Source organism: Enterovibrio norvegicus (assembly GCF_002876705.1).
Classification (GTDB): domain Bacteria; phylum Pseudomonadota; class Gammaproteobacteria; order Enterobacterales; family Vibrionaceae; genus Enterovibrio; species Enterovibrio norvegicus_B.
Genome location: NZ_MDAG01000010.1, coordinates 88,590 through 108,404 on the forward strand (window position 1 = coordinate 88,590; position 19,815 = coordinate 108,404).

Genomic DNA, 19,815 nt, shown 5'->3' on the forward strand with positions numbered 1-19,815 from the left:
TGGGAGAACCTTTTGAACTTAACCGCTAGACACACGTCCCTCGAAGACGTAATCGCCATTCTGTCAGGTACATTTATCGTGGCGCAGGGCGTGTTCTTTCTTCAACAGGCTGGCCTTCTTACAGGCGGTACGACAGGACTGGCACTTTTGCTCAATCAATTTGTAGATCTGTCGTTTGGTACCCTGTATTTCCTGTTTAACCTGCCTTTCTATGTCATGGCGTGGCAACGCTTTGGGCGTCAATTTGCGCTAAGAAGCGTGTTTGCAGGCGCAATGGTTTCCATTATCACAGACAACATTGGGCATGTGTTCAGCGTGGATTGGTTATCACCCGTGTATTGCGCATTGATCGGTGGCTTACTGATGGGTGTGGGTATGCTGATGATTTTTCGCCACAACGCCAGCTTGGGTGGTTTCAATGTTCTGGCCCTTTTCTGCCAAGAAAAGTTTGGGGTGCGCGCGGGTAACGTTCAAATGGGTATCGATTTATCAATTCTACTCGCCTCGTTTTTCTTCGTCTCGCCTTGGCTTTTAGCGTGCTCGGCAATGGGCGCATTTGTACTGAATCTCGTACTCACCATGAACCACCGACCTGACCGTTACGTTGTGTGCTATTAACCGATCGAACACACTATAAATTGGCACGTCGGCGTGAATTCGACGTGCTGACTTATACCCTTTTCTGTTGATTTACTGTCTTATTAGTCATACAAACATCCCGCCCCCAACTTCATTTTGTCATTGAAACATCATCGTTGCTTCATTGGTGCTAATAACAATATTGCCAATAACCAAAAGTAATGGATTAAAACAATGAAAAAGCAATTTACCCTTTCTCTTATCGCGACATGCTTAGTTGCAGGATCCGCAACGGCTGCTGTACCGCAACAAAGTGATGTTTGGTATAAGGACGCTCAGTCGGCTATTGAAAACGCAAAGAAAAATACCCCTATCATCGGCCAAGCAAAAAACGTCATCGTGTTCATCGGTGACGGCATGAGCTTAGGAACGATAACCGCCGCACGCATTTATGTGGGCCAACAAAATGGCAGCAGTGGTGAAGAAAACATACTCAACATGGAAACGCTGCCACATGTCGCCCTTTCCAAAACCTACAATACCGACATGCAAACCCCAGACTCTGCAGGTACCGCCACAGCGATCGTCACAGGTGTAAAAACCAAAGGCGGTATTATTAACGTTAATGACAACGTTCGCAGAGGGTTTTGCGACACTGTCGCAGGCAACGAAGCCAGTTCTATCTTCGAGCTAGCAGCAGACAAAGGCAAAGCAGTGGGCGTCGTTTCAACCGCGCGCATCACCCATGCAACCCCAGCGACGGCGTATGCTCATAGCCCAGACCGTAATTGGGAAAATGACAGCAAAGTCCCGAACATTGCCAAGGAACAGGGCTGTAAAGACATCGCAAGTCAGCTCGTCGCTTTTGATGTTGGTGACGGTTTCCAAGTGGCCTTTGGTGGCGGGCGTCGCGAATTCATACCCGCTGATGCCACTGACCCTGAATACCCGGATAAAGGTGGGAAGCGTACAGATGACCGCAACCTGATTGAAGAATGGCAAGCGCGCTACAGTGACGGCCAATTCGTGTATAACCTTGAAGGTTTTGACAGTATCAAGGTCGATGAGAAAACCCGTGTTCTAGGCTTGTTTGAACCAAGCCACATGCAATATGAAGCAGACCGAAAAGTCGATAACAAAGAACCTTCGCTGGCACAAATGACGGACAAGGCCATCGATATCCTTGAACAAGACAAAGAAGGCTATGTGCTAATGGTCGAAGCGGGACGTATTGACCATGCGCACCACGGTGGCAATGCAGCTCGCGCATTAGAAGATACCAAAGCCTACGATGAAGCCATCAAGGTCGCTCTCGAAAAAACCGATCCTAAAGATACCCTCATCATCGTTACTGCTGACCATGCGCACACCATGATCATGAACGGTTACGCAGAAAGAGGTAACCCAATTCTGGGCCTATCGAAACAACAAGGTAAATTCAACAAGGACGTCGATGGCAACACCTACACCACCATTGTTTACGGGAATGGCCCGGGCGCCGTTGGAGAATCTCCACGCCCTAGCGTTTCTCAAGAACAAGTGTTGAAGCTCGACTATCTCCAACAAGCATTGGTTGGATTGGGCTCTGAAACCCACTCAGGAGAAGATGTCATTATCTTCGCGCGTGGCCCTCAAGCATGGTTGTTCCAAGGCGCGGTAGAGCAAAATTACATTTACCATGTCATCAATGACGCAACGGGTATCGCTCAATAACTCATAGGTCAATAGCTCATAGGTCAATAACCCGTCAGCCAAAAGCTTTCGGCAACAAAAAGGCCTCCCAATGGGAGGCCTTCTAAATATTTGAGGGTGAAACTTACACCGCTTCTTCGTCTTCTTCACCCGTACGGATACGAACAACACGCTCAACTTCGGTAACGAAAATTTTGCCGTCGCCGATTTTTCCAGTCTGTGCCGTTTCAACAATGGTATCTACACACTGCTCTGCCATATCATCTGCAACGACGATTTCTAGCTTCACTTTCGGCAGAAAGTCGACCATGTATTCAGCACCACGGTATAACTCAGTGTGGCCTTTCTGACGGCCAAAACCTTTCACTTCAGATACCGTCATACCTGTGATACCCACTTCAGCTAACGCTTCACGGACGTCATCTAGCTTGAATGGTTTAATAATCGCTTCGATTTTTTTCATGTCGCATTCCCTATAAGTGCCAATCCCTAGTAACCGAATCAGCAATATCATCAATAAATTCGTTTAACGCTATGATGTTAATTGTAACCCGAGGTGAGAATTATCGCGCAGCTTTCACTCTCACATTCGTGCACCGCATCGGCTCAAATCAGAGATTTTTTCCATTGGGTTGGCTTCGCATCACCGCTTGCAAACGGCGGTTGGTAACCTGAATTCGTCAACAATGACTGCATAGGTTTACGCCCAATCACGGCACCACAATCCACTTTCAGCTCATGAGTGATGGTTGCTGCGTAAGCTTCTAACGCATTTAGCAAAATTTTACCGATACCCTGTAAACGTGAAGATTGATCCACTTCAAGCAGGGTCAATGTGGCGTTTTCCACCATAATGCCGTTATGACGTTTTGCATGAGAAAGCACGGCAACGGCGACCGTTGCACCGTCTTTTTCTGCCACCAACACGGGCACTTCTTGATCGGAAGAAATCTCATCGAGTTGAGATAAAGCGGGGAAACGGGTCAACAGCTCAGATGAGACTTGTCCCGTGGGAATGAGTGTAAAACTGATTGCACTGTCCATTTGCATCTCTCCTTCATTGCCACCGGAATATACCTTTTCGCCCTTACCGCATGCAATGAGATAAAAAACCGCCACCCGTGGGTAGCGGTTTGTGTCACAAGTTTGGTGATTCCTTCACCAAATTACCCTAGCGTTACGCGCGCATTGCGGAACATACGCATCCATGGGCTATCTTCGCCCCAACTGTCTGGGTGCCATGAGTTCGCCACAGTACGGAATACACGCTCAGGGTGCGGCATCATGATGGTCACACGGCCGTCTGTGGTTGTGAGGCCAGTGATGCCGTTTGGCGATCCGTTCGGGTTAGACGGGTAATTGTCCGTTACGTTGCCGAAGTTATCCAAGTAACGCAGGGCAACTGTGCCTGATTGTTCAATCGCAGCAAGGTGTTCAGCATTGCGCACTTCCACACGGCCTTCACCGTGAGAAACCGCGATAGGCATACGTGAACCTGCCATGCCACCAAGGAACAAAGATGGGTTTTCTTGCACTTCAACCAAGCTGAAACGGGCTTCAAAACGCTCAGATTCGTTGCGCACAAAACGTGGCCACAAATCAGCACCCGGGATCAGGTCATGAAGGTTAGATAGCATCTGACAACCGTTACACACACCCAGCGCAAAGGAATCGCCGCGATGGAAGAAACGTTCGAACTGGTCACGCGCCATGTCGTTAAACAAGATAGATTTCGCCCAGCCTTCGCCAGCGCCCAATACGTCACCGTAAGAGAAGCCGCCACACGCCACAAGACCATTAAAGCCTTCCAACGTCACATTGCCGCTCAGCAAGTCACTCATGTGAACGTCTTTCGCGTCAAAGCCAGCGCGATCAAATGCCGCTGCCATTTCAACGTGTGAGTTAACGCCTTGCTCGCGCAAGATCGCCATTTGAGGACGTGCGCCGGTTGCGATGAACGGTGCAGCAACATCTTCTTGCACGTCAAACGACAATGCTGCGCTCAAACCTGGGTCGGTGACATCTTTCTTCGCTGCAAACTCTTGGTCTGCACAGCTTGGGTTGTCACGCATTGCTTGCATTTTGTGGGTCGTTTCCGCCCAGATGGTGCGAAGCTCAGTGCGGTTTTGTTCCAACACCAAATCATCACCATTCCAAATACGAACAGTATCTTCATCGCTCAGCGTACCAATGACATGGCTACACGCTTCTAAGCCGTGGGAAGCTAACGTCGATTGAACCATATCCAAGTCTTCGGTGCGCACTTGAATGACGGCACCCAGTTCTTCATTGAACAGAGCTGCAATCTCGTCATCACACTCGCCTGTTGCAGACAAAGTATTGATGTCCACTTCAAGGCCAACGTGACCAGCAAACGCCATTTCTGCCAAGGTGACATAAAGACCACCGTCGCCACGGTCGTGGTAAGCCAGAAGTTTTTCATCACGCACAAGTGTTTGCATCGCGTTGAAGAAGCCTTTCAGTAGTTCAGGGCTATCAACATCAGCGGGTTTGTCACCCAATTGCTTGTACACCTGCGCCAGTGCGGTTGCACCTAGACGGTTTTGGCCTTGACCTAAGTCGACCAACACCAATGCACTCTCGCCTTTGTCGGTACGAAGTTGAGGCGTCACCGTTTTACGTACATCTTCAACACGACCAAAGGCCGTGATCACCAAAGAAAGTGGTGAGGTATTTTCTTTCTGCTCGCCGTCTTGCTCCCAACGGGTTTTCATCGACATCGAGTCTTTGCCCACTGGAATCGTCAAATCAAGCGCAGGACACAGCTCTTCACCGATCGCTTTCACGGCTTCGTAAAGGCCTGCATCTTCACCCGGGTGACCCGCTGCAGCCATCCAGTTCGCTGAAAGGTTAATGCGCTTCAGGTCGCCAATGTCAGAACATGCGATGTTTGTCAGTGACTCGGCCACGGCCAAACGTGCCGATGCTGCGAAATCAAGCAGAGCCACTGGCGTACGCTCACCCATCGACATCGCTTCGCCGTGGTAGGTGTCATAACTTGCTGCCGTTACCGCACAGTTCGCCACAGGCACCTGCCAAGGGCCCACCATTTGGTCACGCGCAACCAGGCCTGTTACCGTGCGGTCGCCGATGGTGATCAGGAAGGTTTTTTCTGCCACAGAAGGAAGGCGAAGTACGCGAAGTGATGCGTCTTCCACCGAGATACCTGTACGGTCGATCGCTTTGCCTTCCACTTTCTGCGTTTGAACGTCGCGGTGCATTTTTGGTGGCTTACCCAGCAACACGTCAAGCGGCATGTCGATAGGCGTGTTATCAAAATGCGCATCTTCAAGGGTCAAGTGACGCTCTTCCGTCGCTTCACCTACAACGGCATAAGGTGCGCGCTCGCGCTGACAAATTGCATCGAACACTGCCATGTGTTCTGGCGCAACGGCCATCACATAACGTTCTTGAGATTCGTTACACCAAATCTCTAGCGGACTCATGCCCGGCTCATCGTTCGGTACATCACGTAGCTGGAATTTACCGCCACGCTCACCGTCATCGACCAATTCTGGCAATGCGTTAGAAATACCGCCCGCGCCCACATCGTGGATAAAGGCGATAGGGTTGTTTTCACCCAACTGCCAACAACGGTCGATCACTTCCTGACAACGGCGTTCCATTTCTGGGTTTTCACGCTGTACTGATGCAAAGTCGAGGTCTTCTGCTGACTGACCCGACGCCATTGACGAGGCTGCACCGCCGCCAAGACCGATGTTCATTGCAGGACCGCCAAGTACGATAAGCTTTGCGCCAACCGGAATTTCTTTCTTCTGTACGTGTTGCTCGCGAATGTTACCCATGCCGCCAGCAATCATGATTGGCTTGTGGTAGCCACGTACTTCTTCACCGTTGTGTGACGTGACTTTTTCTTCGTAGGTACGGAAGTAACCTAACAGGTTAGGGCGACCAAATTCGTTGTTAAATGCCGCGCCACCCAGAGGGCCTTCTAGCATGATGTCCAGCGCAGTGACGATACGGTCAGGTTTGCCGAAATCGGTTTCCCAAGGCTGTTCGAAACCTGGGATACGAAGGTTAGAAACGGTAAAACCAACCAAGCCCGCTTTGGGCTTACCACCAATACCGGTTGCGCCTTCATCACGGATTTCACCACCAGAACCGGTAGAAGCGCCAGGCCACGGGGAAATCGCCGTTGGGTGGTTGTGTGTTTCAACTTTCATCAGGATATGTGCCGCTTCCTGATGGTAGTTATATTGACGAGATTCAGGGTTCGGGAAGAAACGTCCCACCTCAGAGCCCTTCATAACAGCGGCGTTATCTTTGTACGCTGACAATACGTTTTCGCTGTTGTGCTCAAACGTATTTTTGATCATTTTGAACAGGCTCTTGTCCTGATCAACACCATCGATTGTCCAATCGGCGTTGAAAATCTTGTGACGGCAGTGCTCTGAGTTAGCCTGAGCAAACATCATCAATTCGATGTCGTTCGGGTTGCGACCCAGTTTGATGAAGCTTTCCACCAAGTAATCAATTTCATCGTCTGCAAGCGCAAGGCCGAGTTCCACGTTCGCGGTAACCAATGCGTCGCGACCACCACCCAACACATCAACGGCCTTCACCGGTGCAGGCGTCGCTTCAATGAACAGTGCAGAAGCCTCTGCCATGTCAGCAAACACCACTTCCATCATACGGTCGTGAAGTAGGCCTATAAGTGTGTGTGTTTGTGCTTCGGTCAGTGCAGCAGACAGCTCAACGTAGTACGCCGTGCCGCGCTCAAGACGCTTGATTTGATTTAATCCGCAGTTGTGCGCGATATCGGTCGCTTTAGAGGACCAAGGAGAAATGGTGCCGGGACGTGGCGTAACAAGAATCAAGGTTCCTGTTGGAGCATGTTCAGCGATTGTTGGTCCGTACGTGAGAAGACGTGCCAACTTTTGTTGTTCATCTTCACTCAACGGCGCGCTGATATCAGCGAAATGGGTATACTCTGCATAGAGGCCAGTAACAGGCAAATCATTCGCCTGACAGCTTTCTAGAAGTTTATTGACTCGAAAATCGGACAGAGCGGGGGAACCACGCAAAATTTCCATGTGCGTACGTCTCTCGGTTAGCGGTGGATTAAAGTGACATTGACCTAACCCCATGATTAATCGCTGCTAACGTTCATGGAAAAGCTACGTCGATACCACTTTTGAGCCTCCAACAAGGCCTTCGGGGCGGTATTATAGGGTAAAAAGGTGAGCGACGTAACACCTGACGCAACCGTTTGCGTAACTTTTTTCTGATGACCGTCGTTCTCGTCAGAATACAGCACAATTTCAGCAAGAAATGCAGCTCGGCTTTTCGCATAGTGCGAGCTTTGATATAACAGTCCCCTATCGATAGAGAGTGAGCATATCTTTTTGAACTCGAGCGCAGTAAAACGACTTTATCCCCTGCTTGCAGGCTTCATCGCGGTTTTCTTTCTTTCCGCCTGCGAATGGCACTATGACGACCGATCTGAGCTGGAGAAAATCCGCGATCGTGGTGTGTTGCGTGTAGGCACGCTCAACAACCAACTGTCATATTACATTGGTTCTGATGGCCCGACAGGTCTCGACTTCGAACTCGCGACCCAATTTGCAGACAGCCTTGGCGTGAAGCTCGAAATGCAGCCGGCGTATACCCTTTCTGGCCTTTTCCCTGCGCTTGAGCGTGGCGATGTTGATATTTTGGCAGCAGGCCTAACCATTACCGAAGAGCGCATGAAACAATTCCGCCCCGGGCCTGCGTATTACTTTGTCAGCCAACAATTGGTGTACAAAAACGGCCATTGGCGTCCACGGAATTTAACGGAACTGAACAAAGACGGCGCACGCATTGCCGTGGTTGAAGGTTCTAGCCATGCCATGACCCTTCAAGCCATCCAGCGCGAATACCAAGATTTGATTTGGGAAAGCGTCAAAGACACCGACGATGATGAGCTTCTTAAGCAAGTCGCTGATGGACAACTCGATTTCACCATCGCCGACTCTGTCGATATCGCCCTGATCCAACGCACTCACCCCACGATCACGGTCGCGATTGAACTGACAGAAGATGAGCCTGTGGCTTGGTTCATGAAGAAAAACCAAGACGACAGCCTGTATGCCTTGATGATCGAGTTCTTTGGCAAGAAAACCCAAAGTGGCGAATTGGCCGCGCTGGAAGAGAAGTACTTCGGTCACGTCGACAGTTTTGACTTTGTAGACACCCGCGCTTTTCTGCGTGCCATCGACAGCAAATTGCCGAAATGGGAACCGCTATTTAAAAAGTACGCCGACGAATTTGATTGGCGTTTACTGGCGGCATTGTCCTATCAAGAATCCCACTGGAACCCACGAGCGGTTTCACCAACAGGGGTTCGCGGCATGATGATGTTAACACTGCCAACAGCAAAATCCGTTGGGGTGAAAAACCGTTTAGACCCAGAGCAAAGCATCCGTGGTGGTGCGGCTTACTTGCGCAAAATGCTCGACCGCGTGCCTGACAGTGTGAATGATCACGAGCGTATTTGGTTTGCCTTTGCCTCTTACAACATCGGTTTCGGCCATATGATGGATGCGCGTCGACTGACTAAGGCGCAAGGCGGCAACCCCGATTCATGGGCAGATGTGAAGCAACGCTTACCCTTGCTAGCAAAACGTCAGTACTACACGCAAACCCGTTATGGTTACGCGCGCGGCTATGAAGCGAAAAGCTATGTAGAGAATATCCGTCGATACTACCAAAGCATCATTGGGCATGAGCAAGACCAAGCACTCGCCATCCAAAGCGAAGAAGCCGATAACGTGGATGACTTGCAAACCATCGTGGTAGACATGGAACAAGCCACGCCAAATGGTGAACGCAAAGGTGACGGTGACGCTTCTACGGAAAATGCCGATGAAAAAGCGTTAACTGAGCCAGAAAAGTCAGAACGTCCCAAAGGCGAAAAAGACAGCGACAAAAAAGGCAACTAACCTGTCATAGTGTGTTCACACTAGCAGGTTATAACCTTAACCATCTAGCGAATCACGAGCGCAGCGTTGGCTGCGCTTTTCATTCCTTTATGGAGTAACAGATGTTAGCAAAGAAGAGACAGGCTCAAGCAAGCTTTAGCCGAAGCAGCAGTATGGCTGCAAACCGCCGCAAGAGAATGCGTTCTAACAACTTGAAGAAAGTGTTGTGGCGACAGCGCACCTTTGCGATCAGAGAGTTTGCAGACTTTGAGGAAAGCTATTAAGCGTCTTTATCCGACGTGACATTTTTTGGGGTTCTTTTCGGTTTTTCCAACATCTCAGAACCCTCTGCAGCCAGTGCGGCTCTACGCGCGTCCTTTTCCGCTTTTTTCTCCGCTCGGCGACGACGGAAAAACGCTTGTAGCTGCTCACGACATTCAACGTCTAACACACCACCTTGGTACGCGACGTGGTGGTTCACACCGTCATAACTGAGCAAATTCATCACACTACCCGCGGCACCCGTTTTCGCATCAGACGCACCATAAACCACTTTGCCAATTCGGCTATGCACCATAGCACTGGCGCACATTGGGCAAGGCTCGAGCGTCACGTACAGCGTGGCATCCAATAACCGATAGTTTTGCAGGACTTTCCCCGCCTGACGCAGCGCCATCATTTCAGCATGTGCCGTCGCATCGTGTTGACCAATCAATCGATTCCAGCCTTCACCAATCACCACACCATTGTGAACAACCACAGCCCCTACGGGCACTTCACCTTCGGCTTCTGCATTGCCCGCAAGCTCGATGGCTCGCAGCATAAATTGATGATCTAATTCTGTTTGCGTCACGTCGTTTTCCACTGTTTCTTTCCATTACTCGATCGCGAGATGAAGTATATACCCAAACAACCTCAAGGTGCTTGTTCAGCGAGCGTTTGTTTGGGTTAATAAGGGCGCTGATAGAACCTTCACAGTGCCTTATTTGTCAGTGCATCAGTTAAAAATGCCACCAGCATTTTCACCCTCAACGGCTGCAATCGGCGATGAGGGAACAGAGCCCAAATTCCTTCTTCTAAATCTTGGTAGTTATTCAACACGCGCACTACAGAGCCTTCATCCAATGCCGTTTGCAGGTAATAGTCCGGCAACTGAATCAACCCACTCCCTTGCTTTGCTGCATCTAGCAAGGCGATGCCGCTGTTACAACGCAATGTTCCTGAAATGCGGATGTTTCTCTCACGCCCTTCTTCACGAAAACGCCAATAATCATGTTGCCCTCGCAGGCAGTTGTGCTGGCTCAACTCGGACAAGGTATGCGGCGTACCGTTTTTCGCCAAGTAAGTGGCTGAACCACATACGATCAGCTTGCGCGTCGCCAAGCGCTTACACACCAATGAAGAATTGGCTAGCCGCCCTAAACGAATCGCAAAATCACACCCTGAATCAATCAAGTCCAATTGGTTGTTGGTCAAATCAACGTCTATCTCTACCTGCGGGTACTGCGCCATAAAATCCAAGATGATGGGCATGATCATTTGCTCACCATAGGTGACAGGGGCTGTCAGTTTTATTTGCCCTCGCGGCGACGCTTTGAGTTGCGTTAACGCACTTTCTGCTTCCCGTAATCCATCCAAAAGAAGGCGACAATGTTGAAAATACGTATCCCCTTCATCTGTAAGCGACACGCGACGGGTTGTTCTGAACAACAATCGCGTATCTAACCTATCTTCTAAAAGGGAAACTTGGCGACTGACATGTGCCGTTGATGTACCTAATCGTTGTGCCGCTTTTGTAAAGCTTGCAGTTTCTGCCACAGCGACAAATTCTGAAACGCCTTGCCAATCTGCCATTATTACCGTCCGGTAAAAGTTAATTGCCGGAATTATGGATTATCAAATGACAGGAAACAAATAAACTGTTTCCACATTGATGGCGTAATGCTGCGCTGTCACAGAAGTGAACATGTTTCTGCTTCTGGTTTCTCCTACGGTTAGTCAAGAAGACGACTGACCCAATTTCTGAGGATTTTTTTCATGGCAGACCAATTCATCAAATCTCGTGCAGCGATTGCATGGGAAGCAGGCAAACCACTGAGCATTGAAGAAGTAGATGTGATGCTACCTAAAGCTGGCGAAGTGCTTGTGCGCATCGTAGCAACGGGTGTCTGTCATACCGATGCCTTCACCCTTTCAGGTGATGATCCAGAAGGTATTTTCCCTGCCATTTTGGGTCATGAAGGTGGTGGTATCGTTGAGCAAATCGGCGAAGGTGTCACCAGCGTACAAGTGGGTGATCACGTCATTCCACTTTACACACCAGAATGTGGGGAGTGTAAGTTCTGTACATCAGGCAAAACTAACCTGTGTCAGAAAATTCGTGAAACCCAAGGTAAAGGCTTAATGCCAGACGGCACTACTCGCTTCTACAAAGACGGCCAACCGATTTACCACTACATGGGTTGTTCAACCTTCTCTGAGTACACCGTATTACCTGAGATCTCGTTAGCCAAAGTCAACAAAGAAGCACCACTTGAAGAAGTGTGCTTGTTGGGTTGTGGCGTAACAACGGGCATGGGTGCGGTGCTTAACACGGCAAAAGTACAAAAAGGCGATACAGTTGCTGTATTCGGCCTTGGTGGTATTGGTTTGTCAGCCATCATCGGTGCAGCAATGGCAGGCGCGAGCCGCATCATTGGTATTGACCTGAACGAAAGCAAATTCGAGCTCGCAACCAAGTTAGGCGCGACCGATTGCATCAACCCAAGTAAGTTTGATAAGCCGATTCAAGACGTGATCGTTGAAATGACAGATGGCGGTGTGGATTACTCGTTCGAGTGTATCGGCAACGTTAACGTCATGCGTTCTGCACTTGAGTGCTGCCACAAAGGTTGGGGCGAATCAGTCATCATCGGTGTTGCAGGTGCAGGCCAAGAGATCTCAACCCGTCCTTTCCAACTGGTAACCGGTCGTGTGTGGCGCGGTTCTGCGTTCGGTGGCGTTAAAGGCCGCTCAGAACTGCCTGAAATCGTTGAGCGCTACCTTGCGGGTGAATTCAAACTGGATGACTTCATCACACATACCATGGGCTTAGACGGCGTGAACGAAGCGTTCGACTTGATGCACGAAGGTAAGAGCATTCGTTCTGTCATTCACTTCGACAAGTAATTCAGTCAAAAACCGCGTTTTACCTTTTGTGTAAAGCGCGGTTTGAATGGAGCTCGCCATGAGTATTGAAAACACCAGCAGCAACCGCAGCTTTGGCGGTTGGCATAAGCAATACACCCACGCATCGCGTACTGTTCATTGTGATATGCGATTCGCCATTTTTCTACCACCTCAAGCCTCTGAAACCAACAAAGTCCCTGTGCTTTACTGGCTTTCCGGCTTGACGTGTTCAGACGAAAACTTCATGCAGAAAGCAGGCGCACACCGCATTGCTGCTGAGCTAGGTATTGCCATTGTGGCACCTGACACCAGCCCGCGTGGAGAAAACATTCCAGACGATCCTGATGGCGCGTATGACTTCGGCATTGGCGCAGGTTTCTATGTGAATGCCACAGAGGCCCCGTGGAATCGCTATTACCACATGTACGATTATGTGGTGAAAGAGTTACCGGCGGTGATTGAAGACCATTTTCCCGTTAGCGACGTTAAAGCGATCTCTGGGCACAGCATGGGTGGTCACGGCGCTCTCTCCATCGCACTGAAAAACAGCGACCTGTACCGTTCTGTGTCTGCCTTTAGCCCGATCGTGAACCCCGTCAATGTCCCTTGGGGACAAAAAGCCCTGAGCAATTACTTGGGGGATGACAAAAATGCATGGCGCGAATACGACAGCTGCGCATTGATCAAAAAGGCAACATCTCACCTGCCAATGCTCATTGACCAAGGTGATGCCGACCAGTTCTTACACGATCAGCTCAAGCCAGAAAACCTGCTCCAAGCAGCAGAAGAAGTTGGCTATCCATTAGCGCTTCGTATGCAAGAAGGCTATGACCACAGCTATTACTTCATCTCTAGTTTCATTGAAGATCATGTGCGCTTTCACGCCAAGCATCTCAAGTAACATCAGGCTTCTATGAATCAGAAAAACCGGCAGTCGCCGGTTTTTTTATGTCTGTCTCTTTTTCTATCTATCCCTTTTACTGCTTCTATTGGCTGCCCCTTTTAGGCGCCTTTTCGTGTGCAGACTTTCACGCGCCGTGCTCATACATACACATTCATACGTAAACATTCAGGCGAAAAAAAGCCCCGCACAGTGGCGAGGCTCTCGATGCATTGCGGTGTGCTTTTGATCAAGCACACCGGCAAGGATCACGCTTACATAGAGTAAGTGTATGGCGCTTGGATACCCAATGGGATACCTAGAGCCCAGTATGCTAGCAGGAAGATACTCCAACCGATCAGCATGGCAATCGAGTAAGGCATCATCATTGACGCCAGCGTACCGATACCTGTGCTCTTCACATAACGTTGACAGTAAACAACCACCAGCGGGAAGAACACCATCAAAGGAGAAATGATGTTAGATACGGAGTCACCAACACGGTAAGCCGCTTGAGACAATTCAGGGGAAATACCCAACGCCATCAACATCGGCACAAGGATAGGACCAATCAATGCCCATTTAGCCGACGCAGAGCCGATCAATAGGTTCACACTCGCAGTAAGCAGGATCATGCCAATGATGGTCAATTGACCAGGCATGTTCAGTGCTTTTAGCAATTCAGCGCCTTCCAATGCCAGCAAGGTACCAATGTTTGATTGGCTGAATGCAGCAAGGAATTGAGCACAGAAGAATGACATCACGAGGTAGCTACCCATGGTAGACATGGTCAGGCTCATTGCCTTGATGATGTCACCTTGGGTTTTGAATGTACCCGCTACGCGGCCATAAACCACACCTGGAATCACAAACAAGATGAAGATCAATGGCACGATAGATTTCATTAGCGGTGCGGTAAATGCTGTCAGTTCACCTTCTGGAGAACGCAGTGCTGAAGATTCTGGAAGAATCGCAAACACCAGCAACGCGATACCTGCAAGCATTGCAAAACCTGCGCGGTTGAATGCTTTACTTTCGATATCCGTGAAACTACCCAAATCCGGTGCTTTTTCAGCATCTTCATCGATAGGCAGTTTATTTAGGCGTGGCTCGATGATTTTCTCGGTCACATACCAACCGATACCCACGATCAGGAACGACGACAAACCGGTGAAGTAAAGGTTAGCCAGTGGGTTTACCACATAGTCTTTGTCCAATACTTGTGCTGCTGACTGGGTGAAACCAGCAAGCAATGGGTCGATACCCGCAGGAATGAAGTTCGCAGAGAAACCACCTGATACACCCGCAAATGCAGCTGCAATACCCACCAGTGGGTGACGACCCGCTGCGTGGAAGATAATGCCGCCCAATGGAATAACCAGAACATAACCCGCATCTGCCGCTGTGTGCGACACGATGGCCACTAAGATAAGTGCTGGTGTCAGCAGTTTCTTAGGGGTGACGTTTAGCATTTTTTTCAGGCCAGTGGTGATGAAGCCAGACGCATCTGCCACACCCACACCCAGCATTGCCACTAGCACGATACCCATAGGCGCGAAGCTAGTGAAGGTGGTCACCATATTGGCAAGGAAGTTCGCCAATGCAGTACCAGTAAGGAGGTTGTTAATTTCTACGGATGCGCCGGTAACAGGGTGTATCAGGCCAAAATCAACCTGAGAAAGAAGTGCCGACAGGCCCCAAACAATCAACAGTCCATAAAAGAACAATAATGCCGGATCAGGGATTTTGTTCCCTGCTTTCTCAATCCCGTTGAGAAACTTGTCCATTGCGCTTTTCGGCGCGTCTGGAATGTTGTCCATAGCATGGTTACTCATGTAAAGCTCCATGGTTAAAAGTGTGTGTTTGCTTCGCTTACTGCGAATTATTTTGCTGACGTGAAACCACGTCATAATTATTCAACAGCATAAAATACATATTTAATTCTTATTTGGTAGTCACAAATACCCAATTAACTCACAAAAAAAGAATATTAGTTCAGAAAATACACACCTTTCATACACACTGGAAACAATGAACCACCTGACGCGCAACAAACGAAATAATGCATTTACGTCAGGATGAAGAAATGAGTATTAGGCAGGCTGTTAGTGAGTGACGTCACGGTTTTGAGAGGACAGAAAGATCAGACACGTTCAAGTGAATATTGAAAGAAAGGCATACATTGGTGAACAAAAAATCACCGTTAATGAAAAAGCCTCCGCCTGATCGGCAGAGGCCTTGAGCGCTTTAAGGGTTAGCGATTAAACATTAGCAAAATCAAACATGTCTGAACTGACGTTCCAGCATTTGAAGTTTTCGAGAACGATCTGTGTGTTATCACAATCAAACGTAATCAAAGTCGATTTACCCCAATCAAACGAATACACGTTGACTTGACTGATGTGTGTAGCGACAGAATTATCAATCACCAGCGAATCATAGTGCTTGTTGAAATCTTTGATGGTGTCTCGACCATCGTTGGTTTCAAACACAAAGCTATCACAGCCACTGCCACCGGCTAAAATGTCGTTGTGGTTGCCACCTTGTAGCCAATCATTGCCAGAATTGCCGTACAACTTGTCACAACCATTGCCGCCAAACAGGTGGTCGTCACCCGAGCCGCCAGAAAGAAGATCGTTATGATTGCCCCCGTTTAGCGTGTCATCGCCAGGGCCACCATACAAGCTATCACAGCCGTCGTTGCCATTTAGGGTATCGTCTCCTGCTTGCCCATAAAGAATGTCGTTGCCAGAACCACCAGAGAAGGCGTCGTTACCGTTACCGCCGAAGAAGGTGTCACAACCCGCCCCCCCATCGCCGTAATCGTTACCATTTCCGCCATAGATGGTGTCGTTACCGCCACCCGCCCAGAAGCCATCATCACCGTTACCGCCATGCAGCACATCGCTGCCGTTGCCTGTGGTGATATGATCATCGCCATCACCACCAAAGACGGTGTTGTTGCCGCTGTGGTCTGTAATGACATCGTCGCCGCCATTCCCGTAGATGGTGTCGTCACCCGCACCACCGTCGATCACATCATCGCCGTGACAATCATCCGTCGCTTCAAGCACCACATTATCAATCAAAGCGCCGATACAGTCGGACTTGCCTGTTGCAGTAAAGCTCAGTGTGATGTCTTCAACGCCTTGAGGGATCTCAAAGCTGGCCTCGAAGTTTTGGTATGCACGAACCGTCGATTGGTTATCGAATGAGCGACTAAACAACACATTGCCGTCACCATCAAAGACCTCCACCTTAAATGGACTGGTTGTGGTGTTGTTACCCGCAAAACGATTCGCATAGTCAAACGAGAAATTCATGGTGCGATCGTCATCTGCCGTCACGTTAGTCACATCGATGTCTTGGCGAACAGAAGTGTTTACCGTGCTATCAAGTTCTAGCACCGTGTTGTGTTGCGGGTTATAGGGAGTACCACCAAAGGAGCCTTGCTGAAGTTCAATCTTCGTGGCATCCACGCTGTACCAGCCCGGCACTTGGTCATCTTCTAGCAATGCCCAATCGTTGCCAGAGTTATCCCCCCAACTTTCAAAGCCACTGTTAAGGACGAGGTTTATTTCGTCGCCGTAAATGACATCATCGCCATCGCCGCCCGTGATCGTGTCATCATCACACCCACCGGAAATGATGTCATCGCCGTCACCGCCATCGATGGTGTCATCATCGTCCCCGGCCCAGAGATCATCATTGCCGTCACCGCCAATTAAGGTGTCATCACCAATGTACCCTTCGAGTTTGTCATCGCCGTCACCACCATCCATGTAGTCGCTACCAGCCTGACCAAATAACATGTCGTTATCCGCATCGCCGTACATTTGGTCATCACCATCACCGCCGAGCATCACATCGTCGCCATTCCCACCATGTTGCGTATCAACGCCGTTTTGCCCCCAGAGATAATCCGCGCCATTGCCGCCATTCTGAGTATCGTTGCCGTCGCCACCCCAGAGAATATCGTCGCCAACATTGCCATCCATGGTGTCATTGCCCGCATCCCCCCAGAGAATGTCATCACCTTGACCGCCATCTAAGGTGTCATCACCATCCCCGCCAAATAAACGGTCAACACCGCCCTGGCCGAAAATAACGTCGTTCCCGGCTTGGCCATAGACGACATCGTCCGCTAAACCGGCATAGATGGTGTCATTACCCTCACCGCCTTCAATATTGTCTTGGCCATCATTGCCGTAGAGGAAGTCGGCACCGCCACCTCCGACGATGGTGTCATCCCCCGTACCGCCGTGCACTTCATCATCGCCTTCCGAACCGAGCAAAGTGTCATTGCCTGTACCGCCATTGATATAGTCGTTACCACCCTCGCCGCGGATATAATCATTGCCATCAGAACCATAGATTTCATCCGCGTCTGATGTGCCTACGAGTGTGTCATCGTTCACTGTTCCATTGATCGTTGCCATTTTCGATACCTTTTAATAAGTCATACGAATACCGATGTAAGCACCTCTTTTAAGAGTAGGAAGCCCTATAGACATCTGGGCTACAGAAGACTAGAAGCTCATACATCGCACTATCGACTATGGCAGAGGTTGAGAACGTTTCAAGGGCAGGAAAATGAGCGTTAAACCATGAAGTTAGATGACATAGGGTGAGGACTAAAAAAGCATTAACTAATATATAAGAGTGTCTAGTCAGTGTTTTTCTAAAGAATAAGACAGGAATATATGGAACGTCGTTCTGTTTGAAAATCCGCGCTATTGTACTGATGATAAGCAGGTTTAATGATAAGCAGATGTTTGCATAATCCCATGTCAACCTTCGGTCAACTAATGGTTAATTTTTGACCTTTACATTACCCAAAGCATAAAAAAACCCCGAAGCCTGTTCGGGGTTTAAAAAAGCTAGGCGATTAACGCATACTTTATTGAAACGGAAATAATGAATTATTCCCACTCAATTGTTGCAGGTGGTTTGCCTGAAATGTCGTAAACAACACGGCTAATACCATCAACTTCATTGATGATGCGGTTAGACACCTTACCCAAGAAATCGTATGGCAGATGCGCCCAGTGTGCGGTCATGAAATCGATCGTTTCAACAGCACGTAAAGACACAACCCAATCGTATTTACGACCGTCACCCATTACGCCCACAGAACGCACTGGCAGGAATACAGTGAACGCTTGAGATACTTTGTTGTATAGGTCGGCTTTGTGCAGCTCTTCAATGAAGATCGCATCCGCACGGCGCAGCAAATCACAGTATTCTTTCTTCACTTCACCAAGCACACGAACACCAAGGCCAGGACCTGGGAATGGGTGGCGGTAAAGCATGTTGTAAGGCAGACCCAGCTCTAGGCCAATCTTACGCACTTCGTCTTTGAACAGCTCTTTCAGCGGCTCTACTAATCCCATTTCCATGTCGTCTGGCAAACCGCCAACGTTGTGGTGAGATTTGATCACGTGCGCTTTACCCGTCTTAGACGCAGCAGATTCGATCACGTCAGGGTAGATAGTACCTTGTGCCAGCCATTTCGCATTTTTCAGCTTCTTCGATTCTTCATCGAACACGTCAATGAACACGTGGCCAATTTTCTTACGTTTCGCTTCTGGGTCAGCGATACCTTCCAGCGCAGACAAGAAACGGTCTTCCGCTTTAACGTGAACAATGTTCAGGCCGAAGTGATCACCAAACATGTCCATCACTTGCTCGCCTTCGTTCAAACGAAGTAGGCCGTTATCAACGAACACACAAGTCAGCTTGTCACCAATCGCACGGTGAATCAGCATAGCAACAACTGAAGAATCCACACCGCCCGACAAGCCGAGGATCACTTCATCGTCACCCACTTGCTCTTTGATTGTTTCAATAGCATTTTCAATGATCGACGCTGACGTCCACAGCTTCTCACAGCCACAAATGTCCATCACGAAACGCTCAAGCATGCGAAGTCCCTGTTGAGTGTGTGTCACTTCAGGGTGGAACTGAACGCCGTAGAAGCGTTTTTCTTCGTTTGCCATTGCTGCAAATGGGCACGTATCCGTCGACGCGACTTTCACGAAATCTGACGGGATTTCAACCACTTTATCACCGTGGCTCATCCAAACGTCCAACATGCCAAGGCCGTCTTCGTTCAGAGAATCTTCGATGCCTTCAAATAGGCTGCCAGGGTTATCGAGCGTTACTTTCGCATAACCAAACTCACGCTCAGTTGAACCCGACACTTTACCACCAAGCTGCTCTGACATGGTTTGCATGCCGTAGCACACGCCAAGTACAGGCACACCCGCGTTGAATACATACTCAGGTGCACGAGGTGAACCCGCTTCTGTCACGCTTTCTGGGCCACCAGAAAGAATGATGCCGTTCGGGTTAAAGTCACGGATATCCTGCTCGTCAACATCCCAACCCCACAGTTCACAGTAAACTCCGATTTCACGGATACGGCGAGCAATAAGCTGGGTGTACTGTGAGCCAAAGTCGAGGATCAGAATACGTTGGTCGTGAATATTTTTGGTCATTTCAGATTTTCTCAAAAAGTCATCAAGTTAAGGGGCACGAAGCCCCTTCAAA

The 19,815-nt window shown here is 49.3% G+C and carries 14 protein-coding genes; 6 read left to right on the top strand and 8 right to left on the bottom strand.

The annotated features are described in order from the left end of the window. Nucleotides 1–12: 12 nt before the first annotated feature. Nucleotides 13–618, top strand: coding sequence for a DUF6198 family protein (locus tag BCT27_RS06340; RefSeq protein ID WP_074926992.1), 606 nt, complete (start codon nt 13–15; stop codon nt 616–618). Between the two features lie 195 nt (nt 619–813). Beyond that, complete coding sequence (locus BCT27_RS06345) at nt 814–2,292, top strand: alkaline phosphatase family protein (RefSeq protein ID WP_102395341.1); 1,479 nt, start codon at nt 814–816, stop codon at nt 2,290–2,292. A 103-nt stretch (nt 2,293–2,395) separates the two neighbouring features. On the opposite strand, the gene glnB is transcribed toward BCT27_RS06345, so the two are convergent. From glnB to purL, 3 genes are all read right to left on the bottom strand, one after another. Further along, nucleotides 2,396–2,734 (bottom strand): nitrogen regulatory protein P-II, encoded by a 339-nt coding sequence (gene glnB, locus BCT27_RS06350; RefSeq protein WP_017011361.1) that lies wholly within the window; start codon nt 2,732–2,734, stop codon nt 2,396–2,398. A gap of 143 nt (nt 2,735–2,877) precedes the next feature. Continuing rightward, nucleotides 2,878–3,315 (bottom strand): GNAT family N-acetyltransferase, encoded by a 438-nt coding sequence (locus BCT27_RS06355; RefSeq protein ID WP_102395342.1) that lies wholly within the window; start codon nt 3,313–3,315, stop codon nt 2,878–2,880. A gap of 122 nt (nt 3,316–3,437) precedes the next feature. Further along, nucleotides 3,438–7,346 (bottom strand): phosphoribosylformylglycinamidine synthase, encoded by a 3,909-nt coding sequence (purL, locus tag BCT27_RS06360; protein ID WP_102395343.1) that lies wholly within the window; start codon nt 7,344–7,346, stop codon nt 3,438–3,440. A 312-nt stretch (nt 7,347–7,658) separates the two neighbouring features. Between purL and mltF the strand changes: the two genes are divergently transcribed. Both mltF and BCT27_RS25625 read left to right on the top strand, forming a co-directional pair. Then, nucleotides 7,659–9,236 carry a membrane-bound lytic murein transglycosylase MltF gene (gene mltF, locus BCT27_RS06365; protein ID WP_102395344.1) on the top strand — a complete coding sequence of 526 codons (1,578 nt, stop codon included), beginning with the start codon at nt 7,659–7,661 and terminating at the stop codon, nt 9,234–9,236. Nucleotides 9,237–9,337: 101 nt separating this feature from the next. Beyond that, entirely contained in the window at nt 9,338–9,499 is a 162-nt protein-coding gene (locus BCT27_RS25625) for a hypothetical protein (RefSeq protein ID WP_017011365.1), read from the top strand. Here BCT27_RS25625 and tadA read toward each other — a convergent pair. Beyond that, nucleotides 9,496–10,068, bottom strand: coding sequence for a tRNA adenosine(34) deaminase TadA (gene tadA / locus BCT27_RS06370; protein ID WP_277869468.1), 573 nt, complete (start codon nt 10,066–10,068; stop codon nt 9,496–9,498). The genes BCT27_RS25625 and tadA overlap by 4 nt on opposite strands. A 119-nt stretch (nt 10,069–10,187) precedes the next feature. Continuing rightward, nucleotides 10,188–11,069 carry a LysR substrate-binding domain-containing protein gene (locus BCT27_RS06375; RefSeq protein WP_102395345.1) on the bottom strand — a complete coding sequence of 294 codons (882 nt, stop codon included), beginning with the start codon at nt 11,067–11,069 and terminating at the stop codon, nt 10,188–10,190. A 183-nt stretch (nt 11,070–11,252) separates the two neighbouring features. Here BCT27_RS06375 and BCT27_RS06380 point away from each other — a divergent pair, with 183 nt between their 5' ends. After that, nucleotides 11,253–12,383 carry an S-(hydroxymethyl)glutathione dehydrogenase/class III alcohol dehydrogenase gene (locus BCT27_RS06380; protein ID WP_102318444.1) on the top strand — a complete coding sequence of 377 codons (1,131 nt, stop codon included), beginning with the start codon at nt 11,253–11,255 and terminating at the stop codon, nt 12,381–12,383. A gap of 58 nt (nt 12,384–12,441) precedes the next feature. Then, on the top strand, nt 12,442–13,284 hold the full coding sequence (gene fghA, locus BCT27_RS06385; RefSeq protein WP_102318445.1) for an S-formylglutathione hydrolase: 843 nt from the start codon (nt 12,442–12,444) through the stop codon (nt 13,282–13,284). A gap of 254 nt (nt 13,285–13,538) precedes the next feature. Here the strand turns inward: fghA and BCT27_RS06390 are convergent, their stop codons facing one another. The 3 genes from BCT27_RS06390 to guaA form a co-directional block, all read right to left on the bottom strand. Beyond that, nucleotides 13,539–15,098, bottom strand: a complete 1,560-nt coding sequence (locus tag BCT27_RS06390; RefSeq protein ID WP_017008638.1) for an AbgT family transporter — start codon at nt 15,096–15,098, stop codon at nt 13,539–13,541. A gap of 426 nt (nt 15,099–15,524) precedes the next feature. Beyond that, complete coding sequence (locus tag BCT27_RS06395; protein WP_102389672.1) at nt 15,525–17,702, bottom strand: calcium-binding protein; 2,178 nt, start codon at nt 17,700–17,702, stop codon at nt 15,525–15,527. Between the two features lie 483 nt (nt 17,703–18,185). Then, a complete protein-coding gene (gene guaA, locus BCT27_RS06400) occupies nt 18,186–19,763 on the bottom strand; it encodes a glutamine-hydrolyzing GMP synthase (protein WP_102389669.1) in 1,578 nt (525 codons plus the stop codon). Nucleotides 19,764–19,815 lie beyond the last annotated feature (52 nt).